Genomic DNA, 17,035 nt, shown 5'->3' with positions numbered 1-17,035 from the left:
GTCCAAAGGATCTCCCACGGACAGGGCCATAACACCGCCGGCGCCCGGGAGCGCGGGGCCGCACCCACCGGTCGCGCACCCACCGGTCGCGCACCCACCGGTCGCGTACCCACCGGTCGCGCACCCACCGACCGTCCCGCCGCCGCGGCCCGCCGACGGGCGCCGCCCCGCCGCGACGTCCGACTTCCTCCAGCTGGACCCGCGTACCGCGCCCAGGGGCGGTCTCGCGGACTGGCTGGCGCGGGAGATCCGGTCCGCCATCGCGGACGGCCGGCTCGCCACCGGCAGCCGACTGCCCGCCACCCGCACCCTCGCCGACGAGCTCCGCGTCTCCCGCGGTGTGGTGACCGAGGCCTACCGGCGGCTCGGCGAGGACGGGCACGTGGCCGGCCGGCGGCGCGGCGGCACCGTCGTCCTCGCCGTACCGCACCGCCCCGCGCCCGCCCCGGCGCCGCCCCCCGAGGCCCCCGCCGCCCGGCACCTCTTCACCGCACCCCCGGGCCCCGACGTCTTCGAGGCCCTGCGCGCCGCCCCCGCCCGCGTCGACCTCACCCCCGGCCGGCCCGACCTCGCCGCCTTCCCCCGCACGGCCTGGCTGCGCGCCGAGCGCGCCGCACTCGCGGACTTGTCCCCGGCCGCCTTCGGGTACGGGGACCCGCGCGGCGCCCCGGCCCTGCGCGAGGCCGTCGCGCGCTGGCTCTCCCGCAACCGCGGGATCAACGCCGGCCCCGACGACGTGATGATCGTCAACGGCACGGCCCAGGCGCTGCGGCTCCTCGTCGACGTCCTGCGCGCCGAGGGCGTCGACCGCGTGGCCGTGGAGGACCCGGGGTCGCTCGGTGTCCGCCAGCACCTGCACCCGCTGCCCACCCCGCCCGTCCCGGTCGACGCGCAGGGCGTCCGCGTCGACGCCCTGCGTGCCGAGGGCGCCGCCGCCGTCCTGCTCACGCCCGCCCACCAGTTCCCCACCGGCGTCGTGCTCGGCGGCGAGCGCCGCCGCGCGCTGATGGAGTGGGCCCGTGAGGGCGGCCTGATCATCGAGGACGACTACGACGCCGAACACCGCTACGACCGCCCGGCCGTCCCCGCCCTCCGTGCCCAACTCCCCGAACACGTCTGCTACACCGGCAGCGTCTCCAAGCTCCTCGCGCCCGCCCTGCGCATCGGCTGGCTGCTCGCCCCGCGCGCGTACCGCCCCGCCCTCGTGGACGCCAGGCGCCTGGCCGACCTCGGCAGCGCCGCGCTCCCGCAGGCGTCGCTGGCCCGCCTGATGGAGAGCGGCGACCTGGAACGCCACCTGCGCCTGATCCGCGGCCACCACCGCCGCCGCAGGGACGCGATGATCGCGGGCATCCGCACCCACCTGCCGGGCGCCACGGTCCACGGCGCGGCGGCGGGCCTGCACTTGACGCTGACGTGGCCCCACGAGGCGGACACGGACGCGGCCGGGGGCACGGCGGCCGACGCCGACACGGCGCTGGCGACCGCGGCCCTGCGCAGCGGCATCAAGGTCCACCCGCTGTCCTGGCACACCCAGCGCCCCCACCCCCCGGGCCTGGTCCTGGGCTACGCGGCCGTCCCCCCGGCCCCCCTCACGGAGGCGCTGGCGGAACTGGGCCGCCTGGCACGGGCGCAGAACATCAGGGGGCTGCGGGAAGGTCCCGGCGATAGGCGGTGAACGGGGTGCTCCGGGCGGGCCTTCCCTGCGGCGCCCTACGCCGGAGCGCCGGTCGAACCCCGCACCATCAGCTCGCCCCTCACCGTGGCCACGTCCCCCGCGGGCGCCCCTTCCTTGCCCATGGCGATGCGGCCCGCCCGCGCACCCGCCTCGTACAGCGGGAGGCGGACGGTCGTCAGCGCGGGGACGGCGTCCACGCTGAACGGCAGATCGTCGAAGCCCGCCACGGAGACGTCGTCGGGGATGCGCAGCCCGTGGTCGCGCAGTGCCGCGCAGGCGCCGAGCGCCACCGTGTCGTTGGCGGCGACCACGGCGGTGATGCCGGGGGCGCGGCGCAGGAGTTCGGCGGTGGCCTCGTGGCCGGAGCGGCGGTCGTAGCGGCCGTGGACGGTGAGCGCCGGGTCGTCGGCGATGCCGTGCGCGGCCAGCGCCTCCCGGTGGCCCTCCAGGCGGTGGCGGGTGGTGGTGCGCTCCTCCGGACCCGCGATGTAGCCGATGCGGCGGTGGCCGAGGGCGATGAGGTGCTCGGCGATCCGCCGTCCGCCGCCGCGGTTGTCGAAGGTGAGCGCCACCGCGTCGGTGCCGGGCGCGGGCGGCCGGCCGCAGAGCACCACCCGTGAGCCCGCGTCCGCGAGGCGCCGCAGCTTCCCGGCCACGGCGGCGGCGTGGTCCGGGTCCTCGACCGCGCCGCCGGTGAGGACCACGGCGGCGGCGCGCTGGCGCTGGAGGAGCGTGAGGTAGGTCAGCTCGCGCTCGGGGGAGCCGCCGGTGTTGCAGACCACGGCGAGCCGCTCGCCGCCCGCGCGTCCCCCGGGGCCGCCGATCTCGGACTGCACCGCGCCCGCCATGATCCCGAAGAAGGGGTCCGCGATGTCGTTGACCAGGATGCCGACCAGGTCGGACGTGGCCGCGGCGAGTGCGCTCGCGGGGCCGTTCAGGACGTAGTCGAGGTCGTCCACCGCGCGCAGGACGCGCTCGCGGGTGGCGGCCGCCACCGGGTAGTTGCCGTTCAGCACGCGGGAGACGGTGGCGGGGGAGACCTGCGCGCGGGCCGCCACGTCCGCCAGGGTCACGGTCATCTCGTCGTCCTTCGGTCACTGCCGTGGCCCGGAGCCCTTGTCCGGACCTTGTGCGGCAGGCTAGCTTCTGTCTGGGTAGAAAGCGCTTGCTACGGCGGCCGGGGGCCGTCTTGACGGAGGGACTTTCGTGACACGCAAGACGGTGCGCATCGCCATGAACGGCGTCACGGGACGCATGGGCCACCGCCAGCACCTGGTCCGCTCGATCCTGGCCCTCCGCGAACAGGGCGGCCTCGACATCGGCGAGGGCACCGTGCTGTGGCCGGAGCCCGTCCTGGTCGGCCGCAGGGAGCTCGCGCTGCGCGCCCTGGCCGACCGCTACGGCCTGGAGCACGTCTCGACCGACCTCGACGCCGTCCTCGCCGACCCGTCCGTGGACATCTACTTCGACGCGCAGGCCACCTCCGCCCGTGAGGACGCCGTCGAGCGCGCCATCGCCGCGGGCAAGCACGTCTACACCGAGAAGCCGTCCGCCACCGGCCTCGCGGGGGCCCTGGACCTCGCCCGCCGCGCCGAGGAGGCGGGGATCAAGCACGGCGTCGTCCAGGACAAGCTCTTCCTGCCGGGGCTGCTCAAGCTGAAGCGGCTCATCGACGGCGGCTTCTTCGGCCGCGTCCTGTCGGTGCGCGGCGAGTTCGGCTACTGGGTCTTCGAGGGCGACTGGCAGCCCGCCCAGCGCCCGTCGTGGAACTACCGCGCTCAGGACGGCGGCGGCATCGTCGTCGACATGTTCCCGCACTGGGAGTACGTGCTCCATGAACTGTTCGGGCGCGTGCGCACCGTCCAGGCGCTCACCGCCACGCTCGTCCCGCGGCGCTGGGACGAGCGGGACAAGCCCTACGACGCCACCGCCGACGACGCCGCCTACGGCATCTTCGAACTGGAGGGCGGCGTCGTCGCGCAGATCAACTCCTCCTGGGCGGTGCGCGTCAACCGCGACGAGCTGGTGGAGTTCCAGGTCGACGGGGTCGAGGGGTCCGCCGTCGCGGGCCTGCGCAACTGCCGCGTGCAGCACCGCGGTACGACCCCGAAGCCCGTGTGGAACCCGGACCTGCCCGCCACCCACTCCTTCCGCGACCAGTGGCAGGAGGTGCCCGACAACGGCGAGTTCGACAACGGCTTCAAGGCCCAGTGGGAGCTGTTCCTCAAGCACGTCTACGCCGACGCCCCCTACCGCTGGGACCTCCTGGCGGGCGCCCGCGGCGTCCAGCTCGCCGAACTCGGCCTGAGGTCCGCCGCCGAGGGCCGCCGCGTCGACGTACCGGAGATCGCGCCGTGACCGCCCTCCTGCTCCCCGTCGCCGGCGGCGGCACGCGCGCGTACACCCCGCGCACCGAACCGCCGCCGGCCACGGCGGGCGGCCCGCCGCTCACCTCGCGCACCGTCCTCTCCGCCGCCCACGTCGTCGCCGACCCGTTCGCCGACGTCTCGCCCGACGGCCCCGCGGCCGTCGACTGGGACGCCACGCTCGCCTTCCGCCGCCACCTCTGGTCGCACGGCCTCGGCGTCGCGGAGGCCATGGACACCGCCCAGCGCGGCATGGGCCTCGACTGGGCGGGAGCGGCCGAGCTGATCCGCCGCTCGGCAGCGGAGGCCGAGGCGGTCGGCGGGCGCATCGCCTGCGGCGCCGGCACCGACCAGCTGACCCCGCCCGCCACGCTCCCGCGGGTCGTCCAGGCGTACGAGGAGCAGCTGGCCCTCGTGGAGGAGGCCGGCGCCCAGGTGATCCTGATGGCGTCGCGGGCCCTCGCGGCGGCGGCCACCTCGCCGGACGACTACCTGGAGACGTACGGCCACCTCCTGCGCCAGGCGAGCGAGCCGGTGATCCTGCACTGGCTCGGCCCCATGTTCGACCCGGCCCTTGAGGGCTACTGGGGCTCGACCGACCTGGACGCCGCGACGGAGACCTTCCTGGAGGTCATCGCCGCCCACCCCGACAAGGTCGACGGCATCAAGGTCTCCCTCCTGGACGCCGGGCGCGAGATCGCCCTGCGCCGCCGCCTGCCGCGGGGCGTGCGCTGCTACACCGGCGACGACTTCCACTACCCCGAACTGATCGCGGGCGACGACCACGGCTTCAGCCACGCCCTGCTGGGCGTCTTCGATCCCCTGGGGCCGCTGGCCGCCGAGGCGGTACGGGCGCTCGACACCGGGGACGTGAAAACCTTCCGCGGGCTCCTCGACCCCACCGTCGAGCTGTCGCGCCACCTGTTCGAGGCACCCACCCGCTACTACAAGACCGGCGTGGTCCTCCTCGCCTGGCTGGCCGGGCACCAGACGCACTTCTCCATGGTGGGCGGCCTCCAGTCGGCCCGCTCCCTGCCGCACCTGGCCCGCGCCTACGAACTCGCCGACGGCCTCGGCCTGTTCCCCGACCCGTCACTCGCCGCCGCCCGCATGCGGGCCCTGCTGACCGTCCACGGAGTCCCGCGATGAGCGCCGCCCCGCCCCTGTCCCGGCTCAGCGTCAACCAGGAGACCGTCAGGCAGTGGTCCCTGCCCGAACTGGCCGAGGGCTGCGCGCGGGAGGGCATCACCTCGGTCGGCCTCTGGCGAGCGCCCGTCCAGGCGTACGGGGTCGAGCGCGCCGCCCGCCTCATGCGCGAGGCGGGCCTCGCGGTGACCAGCCTGTGCCGGGGCGGCTTCCTCACGGACATCGGGGAAGCGGCACGCACGCGTGCCCTCGACGACAACCGCGCCGCGATCGACGAGGCGGCGGCGCTCGGCACGGGCACGCTGGTCCTGGTCTCCGGCGGCCTGCCGCCCGGCAGCAAGGACCTCGCGGGGGCCAGGGAGCGCGTCGCGGACGGCCTCGCGCTCCTCGGGCCCTACGCCGAGGAGCGCGGCGTGCGCCTGGCCATCGAGCCGCTGCACCCGATGTTCGCCTCGGACCGCTGCGTCGTCTCCACCCTCGGCCAGGCGCTCGACCTCGCGGAGCGCTTCCCGGCGCACCAGGTGGGCGTGGTCGTGGACACGTACCACGTCTGGTGGGACGACCAGGCGCCCTCGCAGATCGCGCGGGCCGGCGCGGGCGGACGCCTGCACGCCTTCCAGCTCGCGGACTGGATCACTCCGCTGCCCGCGGGCGTCCTCCTCGGCCGCGGCCAACTGGGGCAGGGCAGCGTCGACTTCAGGGCCTTCCGCGCACTGGTGGACGCCACCGGGTACGACGGGCCGATCGAGGTCGAGATCTTCAATGAGGCGCTGTGGGAGCGGGACGGCGCCGAGGTGCTGCGGGAGACGGCCGAGCGCTTCCGCACGCACGCGTGAGCCGACGTTCCTCCGCGACAAATTCTCCGCGACGGCGTGCAACCCTTCGGCCACGAACCGTGTCGTACTCTGCGTCAGGACTTCCTGAGGCGGATCTGGGGGGATCGATCCGGGGGAACCAGGGGGGTATCCGGGGGGATACACGGGATTCCTGGCACGGGGGAGGGAGCGAAGGGGCCCGGTCCACGGACCGGGCCCCTTCGATGTCCGGGCGGCGTTCCGGCTGTCGGTGCCGGGCTGTAGCGTCGGATCATGTCGAGTCCAGCAGCGGCGGCCGCGGTACTAGAGGGGGTCCTCGAACGCATCACGTATGCCAACGAGGAGACGGGTTACACCGTGGCGCGCGTCGACACCGGGCGCGGCGGTGGCGACCTGCTCACCGTCGTCGGCTCGCTGCTCGGCGCGCAGGTCGGCGAGTCCCTGCGCATGCAGGGCCGCTGGGGCTCCCACCCGCAGTACGGCAAGCAGTTCACCGTGGAGAACTACACGACGGTGCTGCCCGCCACCATCCAGGGCATCCGCCGCTATCTCGGCTCCGGACTCATCAAGGGCATCGGCCCCGTCATGGCCGACCGCATCACCACCCACTTCGGCGTGGACACCCTCGACGTCATCGAGACCGAGCCGAAGCGGCTCGTGGAGGTGCCGGGCCTCGGCCCCAAGCGGACCAAGATGATCGCTGCCGCCTGGGAGGAGCAGAAGGCCATCAAGGAGGTCATGGTCTTCCTCCAGGGAGTGGGCGTCTCCACCTCCATCGCCGTGCGGATCTACAAGAAGTACGGCGACGCCTCCATCTCCGTGGTGAAGAACGAGCCGTACCGCCTGGCCGCCGACGTCTGGGGCATCGGCTTCCTGACCGCCGACCGCATCGCCCAGGCGGTCGGCATCCCGCACGACAGCCCCGACCGCGTCAAGGCGGGCCTGCAGTACGCCCTTTCGCAATCCACCGACCAGGGCAACTGCTACCTCCCCGAGGAGCGCCTCATCGCCGACGCGGTGAAGCTCCTCCAGGTCGACACCGGCCTCGTCATCGACTGCCTCGCCGAGCTCGCGGGGGAGGAGGAGGGCGTCGTCCGCGAGACGCTCCCGGCCCCGGACGGGGGCGACGACGTCACCGCCGTCTATCTCGTCCCCTTCCACCGCGCCGAGCTCTCCCTCGCCGCCCAGCTCCTGCGCCTGCTCAAGACGCCGGACGACCGCATGCCCGCCTTCCGCGACGTCGCCTGGGACAAGGCCCTGGCGTGGCTCGCGAAGCGCACGGGCGCCCGGCTCGCCCCCGAGCAGCAGGAGGCCGTGCGGCTCGCGCTGACGCGGAAGGTGGCCGTCCTGACCGGCGGGCCCGGCTGCGGCAAGTCCTTCACGGTCCGCTCCGTCGTCGAGCTGGCCCGCGCCAAGAAGGCCAAGGTCGTCCTCGCCGCCCCCACGGGACGCGCCGCCAAGCGCCTCGCCGAGCTGACGGGCGCGGAGGCATCGACCGTGCACCGCCTGCTGGAGCTGCGGCCGGGGGGAGACGCGGCGTACGACAAGGAGCGCCCGCTCGACGCCGATCTCGTCGTGGTGGACGAGGCCTCGATGCTCGATCTGCTCCTCGCCAACAAGCTGGTCAAGGCCGTGCCGCCCGGCGCGCACCTGCTCTTCGTGGGCGATGTCGACCAGCTCCCGAGCGTCGGCGCCGGCGAGGTCCTGCGGGACATGCTCGCCGACGGCAGCCCCGTCCCCGCCGTCCGGCTGACCCAGATCTTCCGCCAGGCCCAGGAGTCCGGCGTCGTCACCAACGCCCACCGGATCAACTCCGGGGTGCCGCCGCTCACCCAGGGCATGAAGGACTTCTTCCTCTTCGTCGAGGACGAGACCGAGGATGCGGGCCGCGTCACGGTGGACGTCGCCGCGCACCGCATCCCGCGCAAGTTCGGCCTCGACCCCCGCAGGGACGTCCAGGTCCTCGCCCCCATGCACCGCGGCCCCGCGGGCGCGGGCGCGCTCAACGGCCTCCTCCAGCAGGCCATCACGCCCGCCCGCCCGGGGCTGCCCGAGAAGCGGTTCGGCGGCCGGGTCTTCCGCGTCGGCGACAAGGTCACCCAGATCCGCAACAACTACGAGAAGGGGCAGAACGGCGTCTTCAACGGCACGGTGGGCGTCGTCACCGCCCTCGACCCGGACGAGCAGCGGCTCACGGTCCTCACCGACGAGGACGAGGAGGTTCCGTACGACTTCGACGAGCTGGACGAGCTGGCGCACGCGTACGCGGTCACGATCCACCGCTCCCAGGGCAGCGAGTATCCGGCGGTGGTCATCCCCGTCACCACGGGCGCGTGGATGATGCTCCAGCGCAATCTGCTCTACACCGCCGTGACACGCGCGAAAAGGCTGGTCGTCCTCGTCGGATCGCGCAAGGCTCTGGGGCAGGCCGTACGCACGGTCTCCGCGGGCAGGCGCTGCACGGCCCTGGATTTCCGGCTCGCGGGCCGCCGGCTCCCGGCTCTCGAAGAGATTTGATCGATCAAACGAGTCGGAAACGTCACACAGCACTTTCGCAACCGGGGCGAAGGGGGCAGGATGAGCAGGTTGGCGGCACTGAGTGCCGTCAATAGGCCCAATGGTCGACCCCGAGTGCACTCTCCAGGGCCAAATGGGGGATGGTAGAGACAGTCAGGGCACCTCGAAGAAGAGGCACAACGTCGGTGAGGGATGACGTGAGCGAGAACGGTAACAACGCTGTAGTACTGCGGTACGGCGATGGCGAGTACACCTACCCGGTGATCGATTCGACCGTCGGCGACAAGGGCTTCGACATCGGGAAGCTCCGCGCCCAGACCGGTCTGGTGACCCTGGACAGCGGCTATGGCAACACCGCCGCCTATAAATCCGCCATCACCTATCTCGACGGCGAACAGGGCATCCTCCGGTACCGCGGCTACCCGATCGAGCAGCTGGCCGAGCGCTCCACCTTCACCGAGGTGGCGTACCTGCTGATCAACGGCGAACTGCCGAAGGTCGACGAGCTGGCCTCGTTCAAGAACGAGATCACGCAGCACACCCTGCTGCACGAGGACGTCAAGCGGTTCTACGACGGCTTCCCGCGCGACGCCCACCCGATGGCGATGCTGTCGTCCGTGGTCAGCGCGCTGTCGACGTTCTACCAGGACAGCCACAACCCGTTCGACGAGAAGCAGCGCCACCTCTCGACGATCCGCCTGCTCGCCAAGCTGCCCACGATCGCCGCCTACGCGTACAAGAAGTCGCAGGGCCACCCGGTCGTCTACCCGCGCAACGACCTCGGCTACGTCGAGAACTTCCTGCGCATGACCTTCTCGGTGCCCGCCGCCGAGTACGAGCTGGACCCGGTCGTCGTCTCCGCGCTCGACAAGCTGCTCATCCTGCACGCGGACCACGAGCAGAACTGCTCGACCTCCACCGTGCGCCTGGTCGGCTCCTCGCAGGCGAACATGTTCGCCTCGATCTCGGCCGGCATCTCGGCCCTGTGGGGCCCGCTGCACGGCGGCGCCAACCAGTCGGTCCTGGAGATGCTGGAGGGCATCCAGGCCACCGGCGGCGACGTCGACACCTTCATCCGCAAGGTGAAGAACAAGGAAGACGGCGTGAAGCTCATGGGCTTCGGGCACCGCGTCTACAAGAACTTCGACCCCCGGGCGAAGATCATCAAGGCGGCGGCGCACGACGTCCTCTCGGCGCTCGGCAAGTCCGACGAGCTGCTCGACATCGCGCTGAAGCTGGAGGAGCACGCGCTGGCCGACGACTACTTCGTCGAGCGCAAGCTCTACCCGAACGTGGACTTCTACACGGGCCTCATCTACCGCGCCATGGGCTTCCCGACCGAGATGTTCACGGTCCTGTTCGCCCTCGGCCGTCTGCCGGGCTGGATCGCCCAGTGGCACGAGATGATCAAGGAGCCCGGTTCGCGCATCGGCCGTCCGCGCCAGATCTACACCGGCGAGGTCCTGCGCGACTTCGTCCCGGTCGAGGGCCGCTGACCCCGCGCCGAGGCGTCCGCACAAGCGGAAAGCGCCCCGCCGTCGATCCCCCCACGGGTCGACGGTCGGGGCGCTTCCCTTTTTCCCGGTACGGATTCCCCCCACGGGATCCGGCCGGGCGTTTCGGTGGCCCTGCGGTCCGCCGGGACGCGTAACGACGGGAGGGCCGCTCAAAGCTCCCCGACGCACGTGCCCCGGCCAACAACACACTCCGAGAACATCCCCCAAGATGTCCTCCGATGTCGGAAGACGTCCCCCAAGACATCTTCTGGCATCGTCCCATTAGACTCGCGACCCCCCAAGATGGTTACGTTCAGATCAATGTGATCTGCGTCTCTTGCATATGTCCCGTCTATCCGCAAGAAGCCCGGTATGTGGATAGGGGCAAGGGTGTGAAGGTGCTGAAACGGACATGTGAAGGGCCCATGAGAATGGCTTGAGGACTACGAGAAGGTCCGCAACCGCAGGCTGTTGGTGACGACGAAGACCGACGAGAACGCCATGGCGGCCCCCGCGATCATCGGATTGAGGAGCCCGGCCGCGGCGAGCGGCAGCGCGGCGACGTTGTAGCCGAAGGCCCAGAAGAGGTTGCCCTTGATCGTGGCGAGGGTCCGCCGGGCGAGCCGGATGGCGTCCGCCGCGACCCGCAGATCCCCGCGCGCCAGCGTCAGATCGCTCGCCTCGATCGCCGCGTCCGTGCCCGTGCCCATCGCGAGTCCGAGATCGGCGGCGGCGAGCGCCGCCGCGTCGTTCACGCCGTCGCCGACCATCGCCACGACCCGGCCCTCGCCCCGCAGCCGCGTCACGACGTCCACCTTGTCCTGCGGCAGCACCTCCGCGTACACCGCGTCCGGCGCGATGCCCACCCGCCGGGCCACCGCCTCGGCCACCGCCTTGTTGTCCCCGGTGAGCAGCACCGGTTCCAGGCCGAGCGCGCGCAGGTCGCGGACCGCCTCCGCGCTGGTCTCCCGCACGGCGTCGGCGACAGCGAGCACACCGCGCGCGGCCCCGTCCCAGGCGACGAGCACGGCCGTGCGCCCGGCGGCCCGCGCCCGCTCCCCGGCGGCCGTCAGCGTCTCCAGGCCCGTCACCCCGGCCTCCGCGAGGAGCCGCTCCCGCCCCGCGACGACCTCGTGGCCCTCCACCGTGCCCCGCACCCCGAGCCCGGGGACGTTCTCGAAGCGCGCGGGGGCGGGCAGCTCCCCGGCGCCGAGGCCGAGGCGGCCGGCCGCGCCCGCCGCGAGGGCGCGGGCCACCGGGTGCTCGGAGGCGTGCTCCAGGGCACCGGTGAGCCGCAGGAGCTGCTTCTCGTCCGTGTCCCCTGCGGCGTACACGTCCTCCAGTTCCATGCGGCCCGTGGTCACCGTGCCGGTCTTGTCCAGGACGACGGTGTCGACGCGTCGCGTGGACTCAAGAACCTCGGGGCCCTTGATCAGGATGCCGAGCTGGGCGCCGCGCCCGGTGCCGACCATCAGGGCTGTCGGGGTGGCGAGGCCCAGCGCGCACGGGCAGGCGATGATCAGCACGGCGACGGCGGCGGTGAACGCGGCGGTCACGTCGCCCGTGGCGCCCAGCCAGCAGGCGAGCGTGCCGGCCGCGATGAGCAGGACCACCGGCACGAAGACCCCGGCGATCCGGTCGGCGAGGCGCTGCACCCGGGCCTTGCCGGTCTGGGCGTCCTCGACGAGCCGCGCGATCCGGGCGAGCTGGGTGTCGGAGCCGACGCGGGTGGCGCGTACGACCAGGCGGCCCGAGGTGTTCACGGTCGCCCCCGTGACGGCGTCGCCCACGGCCACGTCGACCGGTACGGACTCGCCGGTCAGCATCGAGGCGTCGACCGCCGAAGCGCCCTCGACGACGGTGCCGTCGGTGGCGACCGTCTCGCCCGGCCGTACGAGGAAACGGTCGCCGACGGCCAGGCGGCCGACCGGGACGCGTTCCTCAAAGCCGGACCGCAGGACCGTCACCTCCTTGGCGCCCAGTTCGAGCAGGGCGCGCAGGGCGGCGCCCGCCTTCCGCCTGGAGCGGGCCTCCAGCCGGCGGCCGAGCAGGATGAAGGTGACGACGCCCGCGGCGACTTCGAGGTAGATCGTCGACGCGCCGTCGCCGGGCCGGGCCGTGAAGGTGAAGCCGTGCCGCATCCCCGGCATCCCGGCGTCCCCGGCGAACAGCGCCCACAGCGACCAGCCGAAGGCGGCGAGCGTGCCGACCGAGACCAGCGTGTCCATGGTCGCCGCGCCGTGCCGCAGGTTGGTGGCCGCCGCCCGGTGGAAGGGCAGGCCGCCCCAGACGACGACCGGCGCGGCGAGGGTCAGCGAGAGCCACTGCCAGTTGTCGAACTGGAGGGCGGGGACCATCGCGAGCAGGACGACGGGCAGGGAGAGCAGCGCGGAGACGGTCAGGCGTTGCCGCAGGGTGTCGGGCTCGGTGATGTCGGCGGTGGTCGGCGGCGGGCCGTGACCGGCCGACGGTCCGGGTTCCGGCTCGGGCTGCGGCCCGGGCTTGGGCTCGGGCTCGGGCTTGGGCGGAAGGATCTCCTCCGCCGTGTAGCCCAGCTTCTCCACCAGGGCGATGAGGTCGGCGACCGTCACCCCTTCGGCGTACTCGACCCGTGCTTTCTCCGTCGCGAGGTTGACCGAGGCGGTCACGCCCTCCATGCGGTTCAGCTTCTTCTCGATGCGGGACGAGCAGGACGCGCAGGTCATCCCGCCGACGGCCAGCTCGACCGCGGAGGTGTCGGGGGCAGCGGAGACGTCGGGGGCATCGGCGGCCGGGGGCGGCGCGGGGACTTCGGGCATGGCTCTCTCGTACTGCTTCTCGGCTCGGGGAACGGCTGCGGGCCCCGTGGTGTCGGGGGTGACACCACAGGGCCCGGGGTACCCGGCGGGGGGCCGGGTCGGACGGGGTCAGGCCTTGACGCCGACGAGTTCGTAACCCGCCTCGTCCACCGCGGCGCGGACCGCTTCCTCGTCCAGCGGGGCCGCGGAGACCACGGTCACCAGGCCCGTGGCGGCCACGGCCTCGACGGAGCCGACACCCGCGATCTCCGAGATCTCGGAGCTGACGGCACCTTCGCAGTGCCCGCAGGTCATCCCCGTCACCTCGTACACCGTGGTGACGGCACCCTGCGGCGCCTCCGCGGCGCCACCGCCGTGGCAGGAACCGCTGGGGGAGCAGCAGGAGCCGGTCGTCTCGGACGCGGCCTGCGGGAGCTCGGTCTGGGCGCTCATGTCGTTCTCCTCGGGAGGCGTATACGTGTGCGGCGTAACGTGCGAAGGAGAACCCCGCGGTCCCGGGGGCCTCCTCACACTCCGAAGGTTATACCCCTAGGGGGTATTTATCAACGAGACGGGGGCGCCTCGTGGAGGGGCCTTCAGTCTCTGCGTCCTCTGTTGCGGGGGCGGGCGGCGACCCAGGCGCGGACGGTGTCCGCGTACCAGTAGGGCTTGCCGCCCTCCACGTGGTCGGGGTCGGGCAGCAGTCCGTGCTTCCGGTAGGAGCGCACGGTGTCGGGCTGCACCTTGATGTGCGCGGCGATCTCCTTGTACGACCAGAGCCTGCGGTCGGTCATGGCGACACCTCCCTGCGCGCGCCCGGGCGGCCGGGATGTGGCCGACGGGGGAGCCGGGCGCGGCGCGCGGCGATCACTCAGCCTCTGCCCCGCGAACGCCGCCGGGTTGCCTGGAGTGAGCGGCTGTTGACCTTCTGTGACGCGGAGGGCGCGTACGCGGGACATGTGTGACAGGAAAGCGGTCTTTGTGACGGAAGTGACGCATGCTCCGCAGTCGCGCCCGCGTCACGCGCCGCAGGAACGGAGGAAGGCGCGGGTGCGGCGGGCGATCGGCAGCGGCTGGTCCGGCGGGCACGGGTACATGTCCTGCTCCACGATCGCGAAGAGCTCGACGCCGAGCCTCTGCGCCGCGGCGAGCACGGGTTCGAGGGCGGGTACCCCGGAGGGCGGCTCGCACATCACGCCGCGGGCCACGGCGGGCCCGAACGGCACCTGCTCGGCGTGCACGCCGGCCAGGACCTCGGGGTCGACCTGCTTGAGGTGCAGGTAGCCGATGCGCTCGCCGTAGGTCTCGATGAGCTCGACGCTGTCGCCGCCGCAGTACGCGTAGTGACCGGTGTCCAGGCAGAGCGAGACCAGGTCCGGGTCGGTGGCGTCGAGGAAGCGGGTGACGTTCTCCTCGGTGTCGATGTGCGTGTCCGCGTGCGGGTGGACCACGACCCGCAGGCCGTAGCACTCGCGGACCTCGCGGGCCAGGCGCTCGGTCTGGGTGGTCAGTTCGCGCCATTGTCCCGGCGTCAGGACGCGGTCCTCCAGGACCGTGCCGGTCTTGTCGTCGCGCCAGAAGGAGGGGATGACGACGAGGTGGCCCGCGCCCGTCGCCTGGGCGAGGGCGGCGTTGTCCGCCACGTGCGCCCACGTCCTGTCCCAGACCGCGGGGCCGTGGTGCAGGCCCGTGAAGACCGTGCCGGCCGACACCTTGAGGCCGCGGCGGCCCGTCTCCTCGGCCAGCACGGCCGGGTCGGTGGGCAGATAGCCGTACGGGCCGAGCTCGATCCACTCGTACCCGGAAGCGGCGACCTCGTCGAGGAAGCGGCGCCAGGGGACCTGCCGCGGGTCCTCGGGGAACCACACGCCCCACGAGTCGGGCGCCGAACCGATCCGGATGCGAGACAGCGTCGTCATGTCGGCCAGCCTCCTGGCGCCCTCGGAACAGTGTCAAGGAGTGGTCCGAATGTAAGGACAAAATGTTGACAGGGTTCCGTGGGCGGGATTAGACCTGAGGACACACGACCGACCGGCCCGGCGAAGGGACGCACAGGGTGAGTGATCCGTACGACGTCATCACCATGGGCCGGATCGGGGTGGACCTCTATCCACTGCAGGCGGGGGTGCCGCTCGACGAGGTCACCTCGTTCGGGAAGTTCCTCGGCGGCTCGGCGAGCAACGTCGCGGTGGCCGCGGCGCGGCTGGGCCGCCGCGCCGCCGTCGTCACGCGCACGGGTGAGGACCCCTTCGGGGTGTATCTGCACCGGGCGCTGCGGGAGTTCGGCGTCGACGACCGCTGGGTGAGCGCCGTCCCCGGGCTGCCGACACCCGTGACGTTCTGCGAGGTCTTCCCGCCGGACGACTTCCCGCTGTACTTCTACCGGCTGCCCAAGGCGCCCGACCTGGAGATCCACGAGAGCGAGCTCGACCTCGGCGCCATCGCCGCCGCCCGGATCTTCTGGATGACCGGTACGGGGCTGTGCGCGGAGCCCAGCAGGGCGGCCACGCTGGCGGCGCTCGGCGCGCGGACCGCGGGGACCACGGTGTTCGACCTCGACTGGCGGCCCATGTTCTGGAGCGACCCCGCCGAAGCCCGGCCGCACTACGCCGCCGCCCTCGCGCACGCCACGGTCGCCGTCGGCAACGTCGACGAGGTCGAGATCGCCACGGGGTGCCGGGAGCCGGCCGCGGCGGCGCGGGCGCTGCTCGACGCCGGGGTCGAACTCGCCGTGGTCAAGCAGGGGCCCAAGGGGGTGCTCGCGATGAACCGGGCCGGTGACGTCGCCGAGGTGCCGCCGCTGCCCGTGACGGTGCTGAACGGGCTCGGTGCCGGAGACGCGTTCGGCGGGGCGGTGTGCCACGGGCTGCTCAGCGGCTGGGAGCTGGAGCGGGTCATGCGGTACGCCAATGCCGCGGGGGCGATCGTGGCGTCGCGGCTCGAATGCTCTTCCGCCATGCCTTTTCCTGGCGAGGTCGCCTCCGCGGTTGCTGCCGGGGGTGTTCTGTGAGCGCCGCTCGGGGTGGCCGTTCCCGGGGCTCCGCCCCGGACCCCGCTCCTCAAACGCCGGAGGGGCTGGAAACCACCACCGTGCCGGAGGGGCTGGGAACTGCCTCCGTGCCGGAGGGGGTGGGAACTGCCTCCGTGCCGGAGGGGGTGGGAACTGCCCCCGTGCCGGAGGGGCTGGAAACGGCCACCGTGCCGGAGGGGCTGGGATCTGCCACCGTGCCGGAGGGGCTGGGATCTGCCACCGTGCCGGAGGGGCTGGGATCTGCCACCGTGCCGGAGGGGCTGGGATCTGCCTCCGTGCCGGAGGGGCTGGGTATCACCGGGCCGCGGGGGCTTGACGGTGTGGACGTCGGGGCGCTCGCGCGCACGCGTGCCCGGCATCCCGAAGCCGTTGCCGAGGCCGCTGCTCGGCGGGGGCGGCGGCCCCTGGTCGGGGGGAGCGGGCGGCTGATGATCGTGGCCGCCGACCATCCCGCCCGGGGGTCCCTCGCCGCGGGAGGCGATCCGCTCGCCATGGCCCACCGCGGCGATCTGCTCGCGCGGCTCTGCCTGGCGCTGTCCCGGCCAGGGGTCGACGGGGTGCTCGCCACCGCCGACATCCTGGACGACCTGCTGCTGCTCGGCGTGCTCGACGGCAAGGTCGTCATGGGGTCCATGAACCGCGGCGGGCTCGCGGGGGCCGCCTTCGAGATGGACGACCGGTTCACCGGGTACCGGCCGGAGGACCTGGCGCGGCTCGGCTTCGACGCGGGCAAGCTGCTGCTCCGCGTCGACTACGACGACCCGGGGTCGCTGCGCACCCTGCACTCCGCCGCGCGCACGGTCGACGCGATGGCGGAGCGGGAACTTCCGGTGTTCGTCGAGCCGTTCCTCAGTCGGCGCGAGGGGCCGGGGCCCGTCCGCAACGACCTGAGCGCCGAGGCCGTGGCGCGGGCCATCGCCATCGCCTCCGGGCTCGGGGGCTCCTCCGCGTACACCTGGCTGAAGGTCCCCGTCACCGAGAACCCCGACGACATGGCCCGGGTCATGGAGACGTCGACCCTGCCGGCGGTGCTGCTCGGCGGCGACGTGGGGCACGGCGCCGAGGACGCGGACGCCGCCTTCGAGAAGTGGCGCGGCGCCCTGCGGCTGCCCACCGTGCAGGGACTCGTCGTCGGCAGGGCGCTGCTCTATCCGCCGGACGGCGATGTGGCGGGGGCGGTCGACACCGCCGTAGGACTGCTCTGACGGG

General features: G+C 73.0%; 13 protein-coding genes. 8 read left to right on the top strand and 5 right to left on the bottom strand.

Going from position 1 to position 17,035, the window contains the following annotated elements:
* Positions 1-193: 193 nt before the first annotated feature.
* Complete coding sequence (locus AB0I16_RS10475; RefSeq protein ID WP_363249024.1) at positions 194-1,678, top strand: PLP-dependent aminotransferase family protein; 1,485 nt, start codon at positions 194-196, stop codon at positions 1,676-1,678.
* A gap of 35 nt (positions 1,679-1,713) precedes the next feature.
* Here AB0I16_RS10475 and AB0I16_RS10470 read toward each other — a convergent pair whose 3' ends face one another.
* Positions 1,714-2,757, bottom strand: coding sequence for a LacI family DNA-binding transcriptional regulator (locus AB0I16_RS10470; RefSeq protein WP_363248902.1), 1,044 nt, complete (start codon positions 2,755-2,757; stop codon positions 1,714-1,716).
* Between the two features lie 127 nt (positions 2,758-2,884).
* Here AB0I16_RS10470 and AB0I16_RS10465 point away from each other — a divergent pair, with 127 nt between their 5' ends.
* The 5 genes from AB0I16_RS10465 to AB0I16_RS10445 all read left to right on the top strand — a co-directional run bounded on the left by AB0I16_RS10465 (position 2,885) and on the right by AB0I16_RS10445 (position 10,018).
* Positions 2,885-4,036 carry a Gfo/Idh/MocA family oxidoreductase gene (locus AB0I16_RS10465; protein ID WP_363248901.1) on the top strand — a complete coding sequence of 384 codons (1,152 nt, stop codon included), beginning with the start codon at positions 2,885-2,887 and terminating at the stop codon, positions 4,034-4,036.
* On the top strand, positions 4,033-5,193 hold the full coding sequence (locus tag AB0I16_RS10460; protein ID WP_363248900.1) for a dihydrodipicolinate synthase family protein: 1,161 nt from the start codon (positions 4,033-4,035) through the stop codon (positions 5,191-5,193). Before AB0I16_RS10465 ends, AB0I16_RS10460 begins: the two co-directional genes overlap by 4 nt.
* Positions 5,190-6,026 carry a sugar phosphate isomerase/epimerase family protein gene (locus AB0I16_RS10455; RefSeq protein ID WP_363248899.1) on the top strand — a complete coding sequence of 279 codons (837 nt, stop codon included), beginning with the start codon at positions 5,190-5,192 and terminating at the stop codon, positions 6,024-6,026. Before AB0I16_RS10460 ends, AB0I16_RS10455 begins: the two co-directional genes overlap by 4 nt.
* Positions 6,027-6,278: 252 nt before the next feature.
* Complete coding sequence (locus AB0I16_RS10450; protein ID WP_363248898.1) at positions 6,279-8,522, top strand: ATP-dependent RecD-like DNA helicase; 2,244 nt, start codon at positions 6,279-6,281, stop codon at positions 8,520-8,522.
* A gap of 197 nt (positions 8,523-8,719) precedes the next feature.
* Positions 8,720-10,018, top strand: coding sequence for a citrate synthase (locus AB0I16_RS10445; protein WP_062778233.1), 1,299 nt, complete (start codon positions 8,720-8,722; stop codon positions 10,016-10,018).
* Positions 10,019-10,461: 443 nt separating this feature from the next.
* On the opposite strand, the gene AB0I16_RS10440 is transcribed toward AB0I16_RS10445, so the two are convergent.
* The 4 genes from AB0I16_RS10440 to AB0I16_RS10425 all read right to left on the bottom strand — a co-directional run bounded on the left by AB0I16_RS10440 (position 10,462) and on the right by AB0I16_RS10425 (position 14,714).
* Positions 10,462-12,816, bottom strand: a complete 2,355-nt coding sequence (locus AB0I16_RS10440) for a heavy metal translocating P-type ATPase (RefSeq protein WP_363248897.1) — start codon at positions 12,814-12,816, stop codon at positions 10,462-10,464.
* A gap of 108 nt (positions 12,817-12,924) precedes the next feature.
* Complete coding sequence (locus AB0I16_RS10435) at positions 12,925-13,248, bottom strand: heavy-metal-associated domain-containing protein (RefSeq protein WP_363248896.1); 324 nt, start codon at positions 13,246-13,248, stop codon at positions 12,925-12,927.
* Positions 13,249-13,391: 143 nt separating this feature from the next.
* The gene (locus AB0I16_RS10430) at positions 13,392-13,589 is read right to left on the bottom strand and encodes a MerR family transcriptional regulator (protein ID WP_062778237.1); all 198 of its coding nucleotides are present in this window, start codon (positions 13,587-13,589) and stop codon (positions 13,392-13,394) included.
* Between the two features lie 225 nt (positions 13,590-13,814).
* Positions 13,815-14,714, bottom strand: a complete 900-nt coding sequence (locus tag AB0I16_RS10425) for a sugar phosphate isomerase/epimerase (protein ID WP_363248895.1) — start codon at positions 14,712-14,714, stop codon at positions 13,815-13,817.
* A gap of 137 nt (positions 14,715-14,851) precedes the next feature.
* Here AB0I16_RS10425 and iolC point away from each other — a divergent pair, with 137 nt between their 5' ends.
* Both iolC and AB0I16_RS10415 read left to right on the top strand, forming a co-directional pair.
* Entirely contained in the window at positions 14,852-15,805 is a 954-nt protein-coding gene (gene iolC / locus AB0I16_RS10420; protein ID WP_363248894.1) for a 5-dehydro-2-deoxygluconokinase, read from the top strand.
* Positions 15,806-16,146: 341 nt separating this feature from the next.
* The gene (locus AB0I16_RS10415) at positions 16,147-17,031 is read left to right on the top strand and encodes a deoxyribose-phosphate aldolase (RefSeq protein WP_363248892.1); all 885 of its coding nucleotides are present in this window, start codon (positions 16,147-16,149) and stop codon (positions 17,029-17,031) included.
* Positions 17,032-17,035 lie beyond the last annotated feature (4 nt).

The sequence above is a fragment of the Streptomyces sp. NPDC050703 genome, assembly GCF_040654435.1.
Taxonomy (GTDB): domain Bacteria; phylum Actinomycetota; class Actinomycetes; order Streptomycetales; family Streptomycetaceae; genus Streptomyces.
The sequence above is the reverse complement of the archived record's forward strand: the minus strand, read 5'-3'. Positions and strand labels throughout refer to the sequence as shown.